General features: G+C 65.9%; 12 protein-coding genes and 3 pseudogenes. 7 read left to right on the forward strand and 8 right to left on the reverse strand.

Annotation, left to right across the window (positions count from 1 at the left end; all coding sequences use genetic code 11):
- Positions 1 to 30: 30 nt before the first annotated feature.
- The 4 genes and pseudogenes from AC1MEY_RS10585 to AC1MEY_RS10600 all read right to left on the reverse strand — a co-directional run.
- A complete protein-coding gene (locus AC1MEY_RS10585) occupies positions 31 to 1,041 on the reverse strand; it encodes an alcohol dehydrogenase (protein WP_480230592.1) in 1,011 nt (336 codons plus the stop codon).
- A 115-nt stretch (positions 1,042 to 1,156) separates the two neighbouring features.
- Complete coding sequence (locus tag AC1MEY_RS10590; RefSeq protein WP_480230593.1) at positions 1,157 to 1,732, reverse strand: TetR/AcrR family transcriptional regulator; 576 nt, start codon at positions 1,730 to 1,732, stop codon at positions 1,157 to 1,159.
- Between the two features lie 170 nt (positions 1,733 to 1,902).
- Positions 1,903 to 1,983, reverse strand: a pseudogene (locus AC1MEY_RS10595) (helix-turn-helix domain-containing protein); the annotation flags it as partial.
- A pseudogene (locus tag AC1MEY_RS10600) lies at positions 1,981 to 2,154 on the reverse strand (site-specific integrase); the annotation flags it as partial. The pseudogenes AC1MEY_RS10595 and AC1MEY_RS10600, both read right to left, overlap by 3 nt.
- 1,267 nt (positions 2,155 to 3,421) lie before the next feature.
- Here AC1MEY_RS10600 and AC1MEY_RS10605 point away from each other — a divergent pair.
- Entirely contained in the window at positions 3,422 to 3,688 is a 267-nt protein-coding gene (locus AC1MEY_RS10605; RefSeq protein ID WP_480230594.1) for a hypothetical protein, read from the forward strand.
- Positions 3,689 to 3,785: 97 nt separating this feature from the next.
- On the opposite strand, the gene AC1MEY_RS10610 is transcribed toward AC1MEY_RS10605, so the two are convergent.
- Positions 3,786 to 4,622 carry a GlxA family transcriptional regulator gene (locus AC1MEY_RS10610; protein ID WP_480230595.1) on the reverse strand — a complete coding sequence of 279 codons (837 nt, stop codon included), beginning with the start codon at positions 4,620 to 4,622 and terminating at the stop codon, positions 3,786 to 3,788.
- A gap of 391 nt (positions 4,623 to 5,013) precedes the next feature.
- On the opposite strand from AC1MEY_RS10610, the pseudogene AC1MEY_RS10615 reads away from it, so the two are divergent.
- The 4 genes and pseudogenes from AC1MEY_RS10615 (at position 5,014) to AC1MEY_RS10630 (ending at position 10,683) form a co-directional block, all read left to right on the forward strand.
- Positions 5,014 to 5,981 (forward strand): annotated as a pseudogene (locus AC1MEY_RS10615) (pirin family protein).
- A gap of 87 nt (positions 5,982 to 6,068) precedes the next feature.
- The gene (locus AC1MEY_RS10620) at positions 6,069 to 7,013 is read left to right on the forward strand and encodes a DUF5996 family protein (protein WP_480230596.1); all 945 of its coding nucleotides are present in this window, start codon (positions 6,069 to 6,071) and stop codon (positions 7,011 to 7,013) included.
- Entirely contained in the window at positions 7,010 to 8,662 is a 1,653-nt protein-coding gene (locus AC1MEY_RS10625; protein ID WP_480230597.1) for a glutamate synthase-related protein, read from the forward strand. The genes AC1MEY_RS10620 and AC1MEY_RS10625 overlap by 4 nt, the downstream gene beginning before the upstream one ends.
- 50 nt (positions 8,663 to 8,712) lie before the next feature.
- Complete coding sequence (locus AC1MEY_RS10630) at positions 8,713 to 10,683, forward strand: thiamine pyrophosphate-dependent enzyme (RefSeq protein ID WP_480230598.1); 1,971 nt, start codon at positions 8,713 to 8,715, stop codon at positions 10,681 to 10,683.
- An 18-nt stretch (positions 10,684 to 10,701) separates the two neighbouring features.
- On the opposite strand, the gene AC1MEY_RS10635 is transcribed toward AC1MEY_RS10630, so the two are convergent.
- Positions 10,702 to 11,463, reverse strand: coding sequence for an IclR family transcriptional regulator (locus AC1MEY_RS10635; protein ID WP_480230599.1), 762 nt, complete (start codon positions 11,461 to 11,463; stop codon positions 10,702 to 10,704).
- Between the two features lie 163 nt (positions 11,464 to 11,626).
- On the opposite strand from AC1MEY_RS10635, the gene AC1MEY_RS10640 reads away from it, so the two are divergent.
- Both AC1MEY_RS10640 and AC1MEY_RS10645 read left to right on the forward strand, forming a co-directional pair.
- Positions 11,627 to 12,904, forward strand: a complete 1,278-nt coding sequence (locus AC1MEY_RS10640; RefSeq protein ID WP_480230600.1) for a DUF6986 family protein — start codon at positions 11,627 to 11,629, stop codon at positions 12,902 to 12,904.
- Complete coding sequence (locus AC1MEY_RS10645; RefSeq protein ID WP_480230601.1) at positions 12,901 to 13,716, forward strand: bifunctional allantoicase/(S)-ureidoglycine aminohydrolase; 816 nt, start codon at positions 12,901 to 12,903, stop codon at positions 13,714 to 13,716. Before AC1MEY_RS10640 ends, AC1MEY_RS10645 begins: the two co-directional genes overlap by 4 nt.
- A gap of 9 nt (positions 13,717 to 13,725) precedes the next feature.
- Here the strand turns inward: AC1MEY_RS10645 and AC1MEY_RS10650 are convergent, their stop codons facing one another.
- Both AC1MEY_RS10650 and AC1MEY_RS10655 read right to left on the reverse strand, forming a co-directional pair.
- The gene (locus AC1MEY_RS10650; protein WP_480230602.1) at positions 13,726 to 14,448 is read right to left on the reverse strand and encodes an aspartate/glutamate racemase family protein; all 723 of its coding nucleotides are present in this window, start codon (positions 14,446 to 14,448) and stop codon (positions 13,726 to 13,728) included.
- A gap of 11 nt (positions 14,449 to 14,459) precedes the next feature.
- Complete coding sequence (locus AC1MEY_RS10655; protein ID WP_480230603.1) at positions 14,460 to 15,965, reverse strand: NCS1 family nucleobase:cation symporter-1; 1,506 nt, start codon at positions 15,963 to 15,965, stop codon at positions 14,460 to 14,462.
- Positions 15,966 to 16,159: the final 194 nt, after the last annotated feature.

Here is a 16,159-nt window from a genome sequence, read left to right on the forward strand (position 1 = left end):
GATGGCGCTAGGTGACGGTGGCGGCTCAGCTCACGGGGTGAGCACCATGCGGAAGCGCGCCTCGTTGCGCATCATGCGGCCGTAGGCTTCAGCCGCCTGCGCGAGCGGCACCGCTTCGGTCATTGCTCGAATATTCTGTAACGCAGTGAAACTCAGCGTGTCCTCCCGCTCGATTGGCGACCCTGTGAGTGTGCCGATGATCGACTGCTCGCTGAACAGCATTTTGACCGCGTCGACCTCCATCGGTTCGAACGAAGCGCCCGCGACCACCAGTTGGCCTTGCGGTGCGAGCGCTCCAACCAACAACCCCGCCGACTTGCTGTCGGCAGCAGTGGCCAGGATCACCTTCGCGCCACCGAGATCCCGTAGGGCAGCCACCGGATCGCCGCCTTCGCTGTCGATGTAGTGGTGGGCACCGAAACCTTTTGCAAGCGTTTCCTTTTCCCGGCCGCGCGCGATGGCGGCAACGCGGAAACCCATCTTTCGCGCATACTGGATACCGAGATGACCGAGGCCGCCCACTCCCTGGATGGCCACCAGATCGCCGGCCCGGGCCACCGAGTTGCGCAGTCCGTTAAAGACGGTGACGCCCGCGCACAGTATCGGAGCAGCCTCGGCGGCTGATAGACCGTCGGGTATCGCGGCAAGGCCGTTCGCCTGGGCGATCATCACTTCGGCATAACCGCCGTCATAGTCAAGACCGGTACTGAGCTGGTTCTCGCAGGTCATGAACTGACCTCGCCTGCAGCTATCGCAACAGCCACAGGTGCCCCCTTGATAGCCGACGCCCACCCGCTGGCCGACCGTCCAACCCTGCACGCCCTCACCGATCGCATCGATCGTGCCCACGACTTCGTGGCCGGGCACCCGGGGGTAGTCGACGGCAAGGATTCCTTCCACCGCCAACGAATCGGAATGACATACTCCACAGGCCGCGACGCGGATGCGGACCTGGCCGGCGACGGGCGCGATCAAAGGGCGGTGGACGAGATCGAGAACCCCGGGCGCGGTCACTTGCAGAACTCTGTATGTGTCGGACATGTTCGCCGCCTTTCTGCGCCGGTGAGCCGCGGGTCGCAGCCGTTCGGGTATGTAATATGACTAGTCATCTTGCCGTGGGCATGCAGGGATGCGTCGTCGCATCGACGATCGGCATTCAGCGGATGTCGAGAACCGAGAAGGCCAGCGCGCGAAAATCCTCCATCGCAGCCCGGTCCTTGCTGCACCGGGTCCGCACGATGGCACCTTCACTGGCGTTCAGCAGGAAGCCTGCCAAGCGCGCCGCCGGTTGGGGCGAGCCGATCTCCCCCCGTTGCTGGCCTTCCCGGATCACCGCCGCGAGGGCGTCGGTCCATTCGTCGAACACGGCTGTCAACCGTGCCCGAATAGCAGGGCTGTGGTCAGCCATCTCATTGGCGAAATTGCCCAGCAGGCAACCCTTGTCGAAACCATCACGCTCGAAACGGTCGGCGAGGTACTCGAAGTACACCGCGAGCCGTTCGACGGGCGAACGCTCATAGTCGATCAGGGATCCATGCTCGAACGCGGCGCGATAGCGGTCGATCACCTCCAGCGCCAGGTCCTCTTTGCTCTTGAAGTGGTTGTAGAACGAGCCCTTCGGAACACCCGCGGTGTCCACAATATTGTCGACGGTGCTGGCATTGAACCCTTTTCGGTGGAACACATCCGAAGCTCCGCCGATGATCTTCTCGCGCACGTTCGGCTTGGGCATGGCCACTGCTCCTAACGCCTCAAAGGGATCAAACCTTGCTCCACTCAGTGGACGCCGGCCAACACTTCGCTGGACGGCTATGCTCACAATATGACTAGTCGTCTTAGATGGCAACTCGGGGTGCTGAAACTCCTGCAATGATGCGGTGTTTACACGAAACGACCAGAGCCTTGGTGCACGATGCGGTAGACCTGTGGCCGCGACAGCTGTATTCCACGTTCAGCGAGGCGGGGGATGAGATCGGTGCTGTTCGTCTCCTCGCCAAAGGAGAAGGCATCCTTGATGGTCCGGTCCAGGATTCGGCGCAGAGTGCGGGTTCGGAAGTCGCTCGAGACGCCGGTGTAGAGCGCTGTGGCGCTGGCGTATTCATGGCCGGCCTGGCCTTGGACGAACTTGGCGTCCCAGCCGTCTTCGACGAGGTGGGCGTCAAGGCGCTTTGGCCGAATCCACCCGGTGGGCCCAGGCGAGGGTCACTGGGAACCAGCCGTCTTCGACGAGGTGGGCGTCAAGGCGCTTTGGCCGAATCCACCCGGTGGGCCCAGGCGAGGGTCACTGGGAACGTCCGTGGTTCATTTGATGAAGACGGCGACATTAGTTGACATAATGTGGCTTATCGGCACAAACCTGACGTGCGCGATGTGGTCGAAAGGCTCGGAGGTCGCGAAGTGCGCCTCGCTGCACGCGATGGGCAGTCAGCATCCCCGTCGCTGGACGTAGGCGCTGCGTCAAGCGTGCCGTCGTCGGCCGACGCCGGCGTCACCCGTCTACATTCCGCACCGAACGCCATCCATCGGTCGCCGGCCGGCCGGCGCTGCAGAGGCATCCTCGACGGGTGCTCAGAGACGCCGAACGCGACCGACGACCGATGCCTCCCACGCCCACCGTTCGCTCCGCGACGCCCCACAGTCGACTAGAGCCTCGTCCATCAATACGTCACAGTGACGTTTTGACGCCTCATGGCGGATGCTTCGAAGGCGCTGCCCTGCAGTCACATACACGTTTACCGTGGGCACCACTACCGTCGAACCTAGGGCGTATTGGGCGAACCCGGGAATGTCATGGACATGTCGCCGCCCGGCGTCACGGGGTTCGGAATGTTCGCAGGGCCCCACTCCTCGGACGCCGTCTCGTCGTTGGCCCAGGCCCCGCCGGCACACATGGGATGCCGCCAACCGAATGCGTCGCATCCCGGGTCGTCCGTGTCGGCGCTCGCGGGTACGGTTCCGGCCAGCGCCACGATCCCGAACGATCCAGCGACGGCAGCCGCCACTCCAATCCGTCTGCGCTGACCCCTCGTCAACATAGGCATTAGCCACCCCTTCGTTTGCGCTGAACATGGTCTTGTTCACGATAGCTGAGCGGTGTCACTTGACAACTGAACGAGCCGATAGGCCGAGGCTGATAAGGTCCAGATTCGTCACTGTGACGCTTCTGCTATGAAAGTGTCTCCAGCGCATTGCTTTTCAGGATTTGGCCGCACCAGCTCCTGGGCAGCGTGAACGCACACACTCGCCCCTTGTAGAACGCGCGCAGTTGGCGCGCACTGGGCACACTCATCGCGGAGCGCGCCTTCGATTGTGCGACACAACCCTTTTCGTAATCGCCACTGTGAGCGAACCGTGGCGTCAGCTGCGCACCGCGTGACGGACCGCGGCCCCCTCGCTCCCCCATCGGTACGCTGCTGACACCATGCGGTGGACCACGCTCTTCATCGATTACCCGTGGCTTGCGCTGCTCGGTGCAACCGTCCTCGCACTCGTCTGGAAATCGACCGGTTCGCGCATCGCCCTGGTCGCCGCGGTCCTGTGGATCGCCTATGCCGGGTGGGAGATCACGGTGTCCGAGGACCGGGCGGACGCCAACATTCGCATCGACCTGCTCGTCATCTACGCGGTGCTCGCGGCGCTGACCGTCCTCGCCGTGTGGTCCGGCTGGCGGACGAGTCGTCGCCGGTGAGCTTTCTCGCCCAGCGACGTCGGCACCTCCGAGTCCGATTCCGCAATGTCCGCCATCGACGGCATGGCGACGTCGGGCCAGAAGCGAACCCATTCGTTCAGCCCGTGGCGTCGGCCTCCCGGCGGTACCGCCGGCGGTATTCGCTGGGCAGCAAGCCGGTTTCCCGGCGAAAGCTGATGCGGAGGTTGGCGGCAGTGCCAAGGCCGGAGGCCGCCGCGATCCGTTCGACGGACCAGTCCGAGGTCTCCAGGAGCCGCCGGGCGACCAGCACCCGCTGCAGCGTGAGCCACCGCACGGGCGGCATGCCGGTCTCCTCGCCGAACCTGCGGATGAACGTGCGCCGCGACATCGACGCGTGGCGGGCCAGCTGATCCACGGTGAGCGACTGCTCCAGGCGCTGCAGCGCCCAGTTCCGCGTCTCGGCCAGGTCGGCGCTGGGCGGACAGAGCACGTCGACGTACTGCGGCTGCTGCCCGGGACGAGTCGGCTGCGCGATCAGCTCCCTGCCCATCGCGAGTTCGGACCCGACCCCAAACGTGTTACGGATCAGGTGCAGGCCCACATCGATCCCCGCACCAGCCCCCGCTGACGTCAGCAGGTTGCCGTCCTCGATGTACAGCACATCGTCGACCACCGTCGTATCCGGATACAGCTTCCTCAGCTGCTCGGTGTACCGCCAATGCGTCGTCACCTTGCGGCCGTCCGTCACACCGCTGGCCGCCAGCGCGAAGGACCCGGTGCAGATACCGACCATGGTGGCGCCCCGCCGCGCGGCGCGGGCAATCGCGTCCAGGTAGACATCCGGCGGCGGCAGGTGCGGATCGCCGAAGCCCGGGACCACCACCACGTCGGCATCGTCGACCACGGCAAGCGGATGCGACGGCACGATCGTGACGCCGTCCTCCGGACCCGCATGCCCCGCATGCCCGGTCACCCAGCAGCTCGAAGCCCGGATGACCGCCCAGCACGTTGGCGGCGATGCTGAAATCCAAGGCGATCACGCGCGGTAAGACCACCAGCGCCACCTTGCGTATGACCCGGGGCACCCCGACCACCTCCTGGCACGATCCTTGCCGAAATCGGCACAACCCGATCTGGCAATCGGATCGCGCGGCTTCCAGACTTGATAACACATCTGGTCGTGCTGCATCGGAGGTCGTCATGGCAGCACCGAGGGTCGGACGCCCGAGGGATGGGATCTGGTCGACACGAACGCGCTGATGAATCACATCGGGTGACGAATACCGTCCCGACTCTCCGCCTCACCGCAGCGCCGTCGACGTAATTGCGTTTCGGTCCAACACCCACTCTCGAGAGGAACACTCGTGCCAGCCATCACTGCAGACACGCTCACTCTGCCGCGTGTCCCGGTCCCGAACCACGCCACCGGCAGGCAACGGCCCGTGCGATCGGTCACCACCGCGCCGGTCGGATTCGAGGGTGACGGCTTCCCCGTCCGACGCGGATTCGCCGGGGTGTCGCACACCGACCTGGACCCGTTCATCCACATGGATCAGATGGGCGAGGTCGATTGGGCGCCAGGCGAACCCATGGGGACACCGTGGCATCCCCATCGGGGGTTCGAAACCGTCACCTACATCATCGACGGCACGTTCGAGCACACTGACTCCCACGGCGGCGGCGGCACGATCACCAATGGCGATACCCAATGGATGACCGCAGGCAGCGGAATCCTGCACATCGAGAAGCCGCCGGAGCACCTGGTGGTCTCCGGCGGGATGTTCCACGGCGTGCAGCTGTGGGTGAATCTGCCGCGCGAGAGCAAGTTCGTGACACCGCGCTACCAGGACATCCGCGCCAAGAAAGCCCGACTGCTGTCCTCGGCCGACGGCGGCGCGCTCTTGCGCGTCATCGACGGAGACGTCGCCGGTTACTCCGGGCCGGGACGACCTACACACCGATCACCGTCGTGCACGCGACCATCAGCCCCGGCGCGCGCCTCGAACTGCCGTGGCAGGCCGACTTCAACTCGCTGGCCTACGTGCTCGCCGGCAACGGCACCGTCGGTACCGAAGCTCGACCCTTCCGCAAGGGCCAATTGGCCGTCTTCGGTGCCGGAGACGCACTGACCATGGCTGCCACGCAGAGCCAACCCGCTGCGGAGCCGAACTTGGAGGTCATGCTGCTCGGCGGCAGGCCGATCCGAGAACCCGTGGTTCAGTCGGGCCCCTTCGTGATGAACACCCGACAGGAGATCGTCCAAGCCTTCGAGGACTATCAGGCGGGCCGATTCGGCGTCATCCCCACCGAACGCGCACCCCACCCCGAGTAGTCGCCGTCTCGTGAAGACATGAAGGACAGTTCAACCGACGCCACCGTAAGCGGCGGCGACTCGGTTCTAGACGAAAAGGAGGATCGAATGACCAATGTCCTAGCGGGCCAGGGCTGGCCGGCGCTACGGGTCGATGACTGGGAGCCGACGCGACGGTCCCTGCACATGTGGACTCAGATCGTGGGCAAGGTCCGACTTGCCCACGCGCCGTTGCTCAACCACTGGTGGCAGGTGGCGCTCTACGTGTCGCCGCGAGGGTTGACGACGTCGGCAATCCCCATGGGCACCGAATCCTTCGACATGGAGTTCGACCTCGTCGAACACGTACTCAAGGTGCGGGTGAGCGACGGCGGTGCCGCCACCATCGATCTGCGGGACAACTCCGTGGCGGGCTTTCATCGAGCAGTGCTCGACACGCTCGCCAGTCTGGGCGTCGAGGCGCGCATCTCCAATGGTCCCAACGAAGTGGACCCCGCCATCCCGTTCGCCGAAGACACCCACGTCGGCTACGACCCCGACGCGGCCAACGCGTTCTGGCGCCAACTGGTGCAGGCCGACCGGGTGATCAACCAGTTCCGTGCGCACTTCGTCGGCAAGGTCAGCCCCGTGCACTTCTTCTGGGGTTCCTTCGACCTGGCATGCACCCGGTTCTCCGGTGGCCTCGCCCCGCGACATCCCGGAGGCGCGCCGAACTGTGGCCACTGGGTGATGGAGGAGGGGTACTCCCACGAGTTGAGTAGTTGTGGGTTCTGGCCCGGCGGTGGGGCCGAAGGCGCGTTCTACTCCTACGCCTATCCCGAGCCTGCCGGATTCGCCGACGCCACCGGCCTTCCCGACGGCGCCTTCTACGACAACGGGCTGCGGCAGTACCTGTTGCCCTACGAGGTCGCCCGCGAGGCGAAGGACCCGGACCAGGCGGTGCTGGACTTCCTCGAGGTCACCTACGGCGCGGCCGCCGACGCGATGGGATGGGACCGCAGCGCTCTGGAGAGCAACCCCAACCGCTGGACGCACGAGGACTCGTCGCGATGACCAACCGGATCGCGAGTGTCGTGAAGACCGGTACGGCGAACGCAGTGCGAGTGGCGTCATTCGACGACCTGACGTCCGACCACCCGCGTCCCGTCACGGTTGACGGTGTGGACGTCGTCCTCATCCGTCGAGGCCCGAGCGTGTCCGCGCTGCACGGACGGTGCCCCCACCGGGGTGCACTCCTGGGTGACGGACGCGTCGAGGGCGACCTGGTCGTGTGCGGGGTGCACGGCTGGCGCTTCGACTCCGAGACTGGCGTGTCACCCGTGAACCCGGCAGTGGCGCTCACCAAGTTTCCCGCCTGGGTGTCGGACGGCGGCGTATACCTGGACGCGCGGTCGGTGGCGGAGTTCACACGCGCCCATCCGGCGACCTACGAGGATGACGGCTACCAGAGCCGCTGGATCACGCCAGCCGACTCCGCCGACGAGCCGTTCGTCACGCACATCCACGAACTCGCCGCGCACGGTCTGGACAGGGTCGGCCACCACGGACCCATGGCCGCCATGGGCGTGCCCAGGGATCAGCTGCCGAAGTGGGACTCGATCCAACTGGTGACCGCCCAACTTGCTCGAATGCCACTGCTGGAGAACGAGCCGGTCGCAACCGAAACCGTGATCGGTCCTGCGGCCAAGCGACCCCTGATCCTCGACATTCCGCTGTTCGTCAGCGACATGAGCTTCGGAGCGCTCTCGGAAGAGGCCAAGGTCGCCTTGTCCACCGGGGCCCAGATGGCTGGCACCGGAATCTGTTCCGGTGAAGGCGGCATGCTTCCCGAAGAGCAGCAGCACAACTCGCGATACCTCTACGAACTCGCCTCGGCCCGTTTCGGGTGGAGTTCCGAGCACCTGAAGAAGGTGCAGGCGTTCCACTTCAAGGGTGGCCAGGGCGCCAAGACCGGGACCGGCGGACATCTGCCCGGGAGCAAGGTGACCGGCAAGATCGCCGAGGTGCGTGGCCTGCCGGAGGGCACTGCTGCGATCTCCCCCGCCCGGTTTCCCGACTGGACCTCGCTCGATCAGTTCCGCGAGTTCGCCGCGGAAGTCCGAGAGGTGTCCGGGGGAATTCCCGTCGGCTACAAGATGAGCGCGCAGCAGATCGAACGCGACATCGACGCCGCCCTGGCGATCGGTGTCGACTACATCATCCTCGATGGGCGTGGCGGCGGCACCGGTGCAGCCCCGACGTTGTTCCGCGACAACATCTCCGTACCTACCATCCCCGCACTCGCCAGGGCGCGGCGACACCTGACCGCGTCCGCGGCCGACCACGTCACCCTGGCCGTCACCGGCGGGATACGCACCGCGGCGGACATAGTCAAGGCACTCGCGTTGGGCGCCGACGCCATCGGATTGTCCAATTCAACCCTGCAGGCCATCGGGTGCGTCGGCATGCGCGCCTGCAACAGCAACGCCTGCCCCGTGGGGATCGCCACGCAGCAGCCCCACCTCCGCGACCGGCTACCCGTTCAACTGGCGGCGCAGCGGCTGGACCGCTTTCTGAGATCCACCGTCGAGTTGATGACGGTTCTGGCCCGGGCATGTGGTCACCGACGCCTCGCCGACTTCGAACTCGACGATCTCGTCACATTCGACCGCGACTTCGCTCATCTCAGTGGAGTCCCCTACGCAGGAGTGGTGCCGCTGTGAGTTCCGATGACCCCCAAGCAGCATCACCTGCCACGACCGCGGGGGGACTGTTGCGCCAGAGCTTCGACCGACTGCGCTCCGATCGAGACACGGAGTGGCATAGGGCGATCGACTCCGAATCGCTGGACGAGGGCGAGGTGACGGTGTGCGCGGTAGGCCTGAAGTCCGTGGCGCTGACCAAACTGCACGGCGGCTACGGCGCCATCGACAACCGCTGCCCGCACCAAGGCGGGCCGCTGGGCCAGGGCACCGTGGAAAACGGCAAGATCCGGTGCCCCTGGCATGGCTTCGATTTCGACCCGTTCACCGGTGAAGCCGCCGGCGGACCAGAGTTCAACGTCCCGACCTACCCCGTCCAGGTCCGCGCGGACGGGATCTACGTCGGCACACCGGCACCCACACCACACGTCCGCACAGTGAGCGACGTGCTGGTCGAGACGATGACCAACTGGGGAATCGACACCGTATTCGGGATGGTCGGGCACTCGAACCTCGGCATGGCGGAGGCGATGCACCGCGCCGAGACCGAAGGCAAGCTCCGCTATTTCGGCATTCGCCACGAGGGGGCGGCGGCCTTCGCGGCATCGGCCTACGGAAAGCTTACCGGAAGGCCTGCCGCGTGCTTCGGCATCGCGGGACCGGGTTCTACGAACCTGCTGACCGGTCTGTACGACGCGAAGGCAGACCGCGCACCGGTACTAGCCCTGTCGGGCAACGTGGATTCGTCTGTCGCCGGTAAGGGCGCCTTCCAGGACATCGACCTACTCGCCGCGTTCGCCGACGTCTCCACGTATTCGGCCATGGTGCGCTCGGGATCCGACCACGCCGAACTGATGACGATGGCGCTCAAGCACGCGGTTCTCGGCCGCGGGGTCGGACACCTCGTGCTGCCCGACGAGGTGCAGGTGCAAGCAGCGCCGCAACAACCCGCCTCGGGCCCCACTGGGCGGATGCCCGACCTTCGCGTGGGCCCGCCCGAATCTGCGCTCAGGGACGCTCTCGACCGCATCGCGGCCGCCAGCCGTCCGGTCGTGGTGGTGGGTGCCGGCGCCAAAGCGCATATGAATCAGGTCATTTCGCTCGCCGAACAGCTGAACGCCCCTGTCCTCACGACGTTCAAGGCCAAGGGGCAGATCTCCGACGAACACCCACTGGCCTGCGGCGTACTGGGACGTTCCGGAACGCCCGTCGCGTCATGGATGATGAACAAGGCCGACCTGCTGCTGGTCCTCGGGGCATCGTTCTCGAACCACAGCGGGATCTCGCCCTTCAAACCGACGGTTCAGGTGGACACCGATCCTCTGATGCTCGGCCGGTTCCAGCCCGTCACGGTGCCGGTACTCGGGGACGTGGGTGTCGCCGCCCACGCGTTGACCGAGGGTCTGCGCGTCCACCCGGCGATCGTCGACCAACGACCGGAGATCGCCGAACGCTGGGCAGTATGGCGCGCGGAAAAGGCACGACGTGCGAACGTGGCACCGCACAACGGGCGGGTGTCTGCCGCGGCGGTCTTCTACGAGCTGAACGGGCTGGCACCTGAGAACGCCGTCATCACAGTGGACGTGGGCAATCACGCCTACTCGTTCGGGCGATACTTCGAACCCACGTCGCAAACGGTGCTCATGTCGGGATATCTCGGTTCGATCGGCTTCGGCTTTCCCGCCGCCCTGGGAGCTTGGGCGGCGGCGCCGGACCGTCCCATCGTCGCCGTCACCGGTGACGGTGGGTTCGGTCAGTACCTCGCCGAATTCACCACGGCCGTGAAGTACGACATGAACATCACCCACATCCTGCTCAACAACGGCGAACTCGCGAAGATCAGCGAGGAACAGCGCAGCGCCCAGTACGCGGTCTGGCAGACATCCCTGCTCAACCCCGACTTCTCAGCATTGGCCCGGGACTGCGGCGCCTACGGCAAGCGCGTCACAGATCGGTCCGACGTCGCATCCGTCATCAGAGAAGCACTCGACTACCCCGGACCCGCCATGGTCGAGATCATGACCGACCCCGGATCGCACTAGCACCAAGCGACGCAATCCTCACTGCTCCTTGGCACCGATCAGAGCCTCGGAGATCACGCTGGTTGCATTCTCGAGTGCGGGAAGCGCGCGAGCGATGAAGTCCTTGCGGAGACGAGCCGACGGGCCGGAAATGCCGATCGCCATGGGAGTCGGAGCACCCGGCACCGCCATCGCCACCGAGCGGACACCGCTCTCGAACTCCTCGTCGTCGATCGCATAGCCGTCGGCGCGCACGCGCTCGACGTTCGCGAACACGGCCGACAGGGTCGACGCACTGTTGCCGGTCGGTGCCGGAAGTCCCGACTGCGTCACCAGTTTCAGGATGCGGGCGTCGTCCAACTCGGCCAGGACGGCCTTGCCCACACCGGACGTGTGCAGCCCGACGCGCTTGCCGACCTCGTGGTTCGTCCGACCGTGGTTCGGAGACGGGACCTGCCCGGTGTAGATGACCATGTCGCCGTCGAGTACAGCGAGACTCGCCGTCTCCGACAGCTCGTCGACCAGCGACTGCAGCACCGGTCCGGCGACCGCGCCCAACTGACGATTCGCAACCTCACCGAGACGAATCAGCCTTGGCCCCAACGCATAACGGCGGTTCGGGAGCTGTCGCACGTAGCCGACGCCGACGAGCGTCCGCAGCAGACGGTGGATCGTCGGCGGGGGCAACGGAGACTCCGACGACAACTCCGTCAGCGAGCACTCCCCTCCCGCGCGTCCGATCAACTCCATCAATTCGAACGCCCGCTCCACCGACTGCACGCCGCCCGACTTCTCCGCCATGCGATCCACTTTCAGCCGACGATTGTCATTCCATCCAACATGCCCACGTTTCATTCCGCAATACGGAATTTCGACGGCAATCGGACGATACCCACCACGCGTGCATCGGCGCCCACGCTAAACTCCACATTGTGGAATTCACTCGGCCGAAGAAGGGACGCCGATGACACGACGCCTCGACGATGCGGTGCTGGCCGACGTCGACCGCCACCTCTCGGCCGCCGACGACCGACTGGTGACCCGGTACCCCGGTGACGACGGCCGGCGGCAGCCCGTCCACACCGTCTACGTCCCCGGCAACCGGTATTCGGCGACGTTGCCCGCCGACTGGGGGTCCGCCGCCCTGGCGGCCGCAGCGGACGCGGGCGGCCTGGATGCCGTGGCCGCACTCGTCGGCGCGACCGGTGGATCCGACTGCGAGCCGGAGACTCTCGCGAGCCTCGTCGAGAACAAGCTGACCACCGAGCCGATCGAGGACCTGCGCATCGACTTCGAGGACGGCTACGGCACCGTCGACGACGCGACCGAGGACGCCGACGTCGCACGGGCGATCGCCGAACTCCGGACCGCGCTGGAGTCGGGCGCCTCGACACCGTTCGTGGGCACCCGCTTCAAGTGTTTCGAGGCAGGTACCCGAGCCCGCGGACTGCGCACGCTCGACATGTTCGTCAGCGGACTCGTCGACTCCGGCGGCCTTCCCGACGGCCTCACCCTCACCCTGCCGAAGGTGACGTCCGTCGACCAGGTCGAGGCGATGGTCGCCGTCGCGAGCGCCCTCGAGGCCGCGAACGGGCTGCCGGCCAACCGGATTGGCTTCGAGGTGCAGGTGGAGACACCGCAGGCGATTCTCGGCGCCGATGGCAGCGCACCCGTCGCCCAGTTCATCCACGCCGGCCAGGGCCGCGTCAGCTCGCTGCACTATGGGACCTACGACTACTCGGCGTCCCTCGGCATCGCCGCCGCCTACCAGTCGATGGAGCATCCGGCCGCCGACCACGCCAAGAACGTCATGCAACTCGCCGTCGCAGGCACGGGCGTGCACATGTCCGACGGCTCGACCAACATCCTTCCCGTCGGCGACCCCGACAACGTCGCGATGGCGTGGACGTTGCACGCGCGCCTGGTCCGGCGCCACCTCGAACGCGGCATCTACCAGGGATGGGACATGCACCCCGCCCAACTGGTCACCCGCTACCTGGCGACGTACGCGTTCTACCGTGGCGCCTTCGCGCCCGCCGCCAGCCGCCTGCGCAATTACGTCCACCAGCTCGACTCGACCGTCATGGACGAGCCGGCCACCGCCCGCGCACTCGCCGGCGTGATCCACCGTGGCAGCGTGTGTGGCGCCCTCACCGTCGACGAGATCGAAGCAGCCACCGATCTGCCCATGTCCACCGCGCGCGACATCGCGCTCGGCCGCCCAACCAGGAGCACTTCGTGACCACTGCGTCGTACTACACGCCCCGCGGCGGCCTGCCCCCGCAGACCGCCCTGCTGACCGACCGCGCCATCGTCACCGAGGCCTACACGGTCATCCCGCGCGGCGTCCTGTCGGACATCGTCACCTCCGTGTTCCCGGAGTGGACCGACACGCGCGCATGGATCATCAACCGGCCCGTCGCCGGTGGCGCGACGACGTACTTCCAGGCGATCGTCGAGGTCAAGCCCGGTGGCGGGGCGCAGCGCCCGGAGCCGCAGCCCGAGGTGCAGAGCTTCCTGTTCGTCACGTCCGGCGCGCTCACCGTCGACGCGGCCGGCAAGTCCCAGACCCTCACCGAGGGTGGCTTCGCCTACCTGCCGGCGGGCACCGACTGGTCGGCCCACAACCACGGCGACGCCGATGCGACATTCGTCTGGATCCGGAAGCGCTACGAGGCGGTCGAGGGCCATCCGGTGTCGGTGAAGTTCGGCAACGAGCAGCACATCGAACCGTCGGCGATGCCCGGAACCGAGGGCAAGTGGCGCACCACGCGCATGCTCGACCCGCAGGATCTCGGGTACGACATGCACGTCAACGTCGTGACGTTCGAGCCCGGCGCGACCATTCCGTTCGCCGAGACCCACGTGATGGAACACGGCCTGCTCATGCTCGAGGGCAAGGCCGTCTACCACCTCAACGGAGACTGGGTGGAGGTCCAGGAAGGCGACTTCCTCTCGCTGCGCGCCTTCTGCCCGCAGGCCTGCTACGCGGGTGGGCCATCGAACTTCCGCTACCTGCTGTACAAGGACGTCAACCGTCAGATCATGCTCTGACCCGTTGTCCTACAACCGGATCGGCCAGCCGGTGACGGTCTTCCTCCGCGGGGTCGCGTAGGTACGGACCTTCGACGTGGACAGACCCATCCGGACCAGTCCCTCGGCGATGGTGACCGCCGCGCGCACGCCGTCGACGATCGGCACGCCGGTCGCGGCCGTCACCTTCTCCTCGAGTTCGGCCATACCGCCACAGCCGAGGCAGATCACCTCGGCGTGATCGTTCTCGACGGCCTCTCGCGCCTGACGGACGATCGCCTCGACCGCCCGATCGGGATCCGACTCCAGTTCGAGCACACCGAGACCCGACGCCCGTACCGATGCGCAGCGCGCGTCGAGTCCCGCTAGCTTGAGACGGTCCTCGATCAGCGGCACGGTGCGGTCGAGCGTGGTGACGACCGAGTACTTGTGTCCCAGGTACATCGCCGTCGACGCCGCCGCCTCGGTGATGTCGACCACCGGGACGTCGAGCAGCTCCTGCAGGCCTTCTCGACCGTGCTCGCCGTAGCCCGCCTGGATGACGGCGTCGAACGGTTCGGAATACGACGTGACCGCATCCATCACGGCGATGGCCGCGAGATAGCTCTCGAAGTTTCCCTCGCAGGAGTCCGCACCGAAACGCGGCGTGATGCCGATGATTTCGGTGCCCGGCGACGCGACACCGCGCGCCGACTCGGCGATCGCATCGGTCATCGAGGCCGTCGTGTTGACGTTGGCGACGAGGATTCTCATGGTTGTCCCCACTAGTGTGTGCTGGCCACGGCGATGGGCTCGCCGGACACGTCGTTGAACGGTCCCCGGCGGTCCGCGACCACCAGGTACACGATCGCACCGAGTCCCGCACCGATGAACCAGGAGAACTCCGAGACGATCTTGAACGCCGGGACGAACGCCATCAGCAGTGCCGCCACCGCGGTGATGACGAGGGCCACGACCGCACGCACGTTGACGCCCTTCGTGTAGTGGTACTCGCCGCGTTCGTCGGCCGTGAAGAGGGCCAGAACGTTGATCTTGGACCGACGCACCAACCAGTAGTCGGCCATGATGATGCCGAACAAGGGTCCGAGGATGGCGCCGAGTCCGCCGAGGAAGTAGTTGATGACGGCGGGCGAGTTGTACAGGTTCCACGGCAGGATCACCAGGCCGATGACCGCCGAGATGAATGCTGCGCGACGGAAGTTCAGCTGCTTCGGGAACAGGTTGTTGAGTGCGTAGATCGGGGCGACGAAGTTCGCCATCAGGTTCACGGCGACGGTCAGGATCAGCAGCGCGAGTGCGGCGAGCACCAGCAGCAGGGTGTTCGGCACCTCCTGGACGATGTCGGCGGGCGCTTCGATGATGCGCCCGTCGATGCGGAACTGGGCGCCGGCCAGGGTGATGACGATGGCGCCGAACACCAGCATGTTGAGCGGGATTCCCCAGAAGTTGCCCTTCACGATCGCCCGCTTCGACGTCGCGTTGCGGGTGAAGTCGCAGAAGTTGAGGACGAACGTGCCGTAGATCGCGACCCACAGGCTGGCGCCGCCGATGATCTGCAGCCACATGTCGACCCCGGTCAGCGAGTCGGGAGTCGTCCACGCGATGGTCCAGTCGGCGTTGCTGAGCATCCAGATCGCGAGCGCGATCATGGTGAACAGGATGACCGGGCCGGCGAATGCCTCGTACCTGCGGATCATCTCCATGCCGTAGCTGACGATGATCACCTGGATCACCCACAGCACGACGAACGCGATCCAACCGAGCGTCGACAGTCCGAGGAAGCTGTTCGAGTCGAGGGTCTCGACGGACGGCACGAGCGCGATGATCATGATGCGCAGGACGACGGACGCCAGGTAGGTCTGGATGCCGAACCAGGCGATCGCGACGGCGCCGCGGATGAGGGCGGGGATCTGCGCACCGAGGGTGCCGAACGCGATGCGGCTCATCACCGGGAACGGGACGCCGGTCTTCTCCCCCATGAACCCGGACAGGTTGAGCAGCAGGAACAGGAAGACGCCGCCGAGTCCGAGCGCCAACAGGATCTGCCACCCACCGAGGCCGAGCGCGAACAGTCCGATGGCGAACGAGTAGTTGCCCAGGCTGTGCACGTCGTTCGCCCACAGGGTGAAGATGTTGTATGCGCTCCACCGTCGACCGTCGCGCTTCGTCGGCGCCAGTTCGGCGTTGTACAGGGACGGGCTCACGTCGGCGATCGGGCGTTCATCGTCACGACTGGAGTCGCCGATGAGCCTGGTGGACTCTGTGCTCATGGATACGCCTGTCATGGTCGGAGCGCCGACGCTCGCGTCGTCGCAAAGATTCCACTGTGCGGAACTAGCATTCCGTGGGTTCGATCAGTAAGTCCCATTGGAACCTCGCCTGTCAAGGGTCCACCGCGATTGACTGTGCCACGGCTCACACCTAGAGTCAGTCGAGAATGGAGTTCGAATTCCACCATGAGGAA

The sequence above is a fragment of the Mycobacterium sp. PTI7 genome (assembly GCF_056679845.1).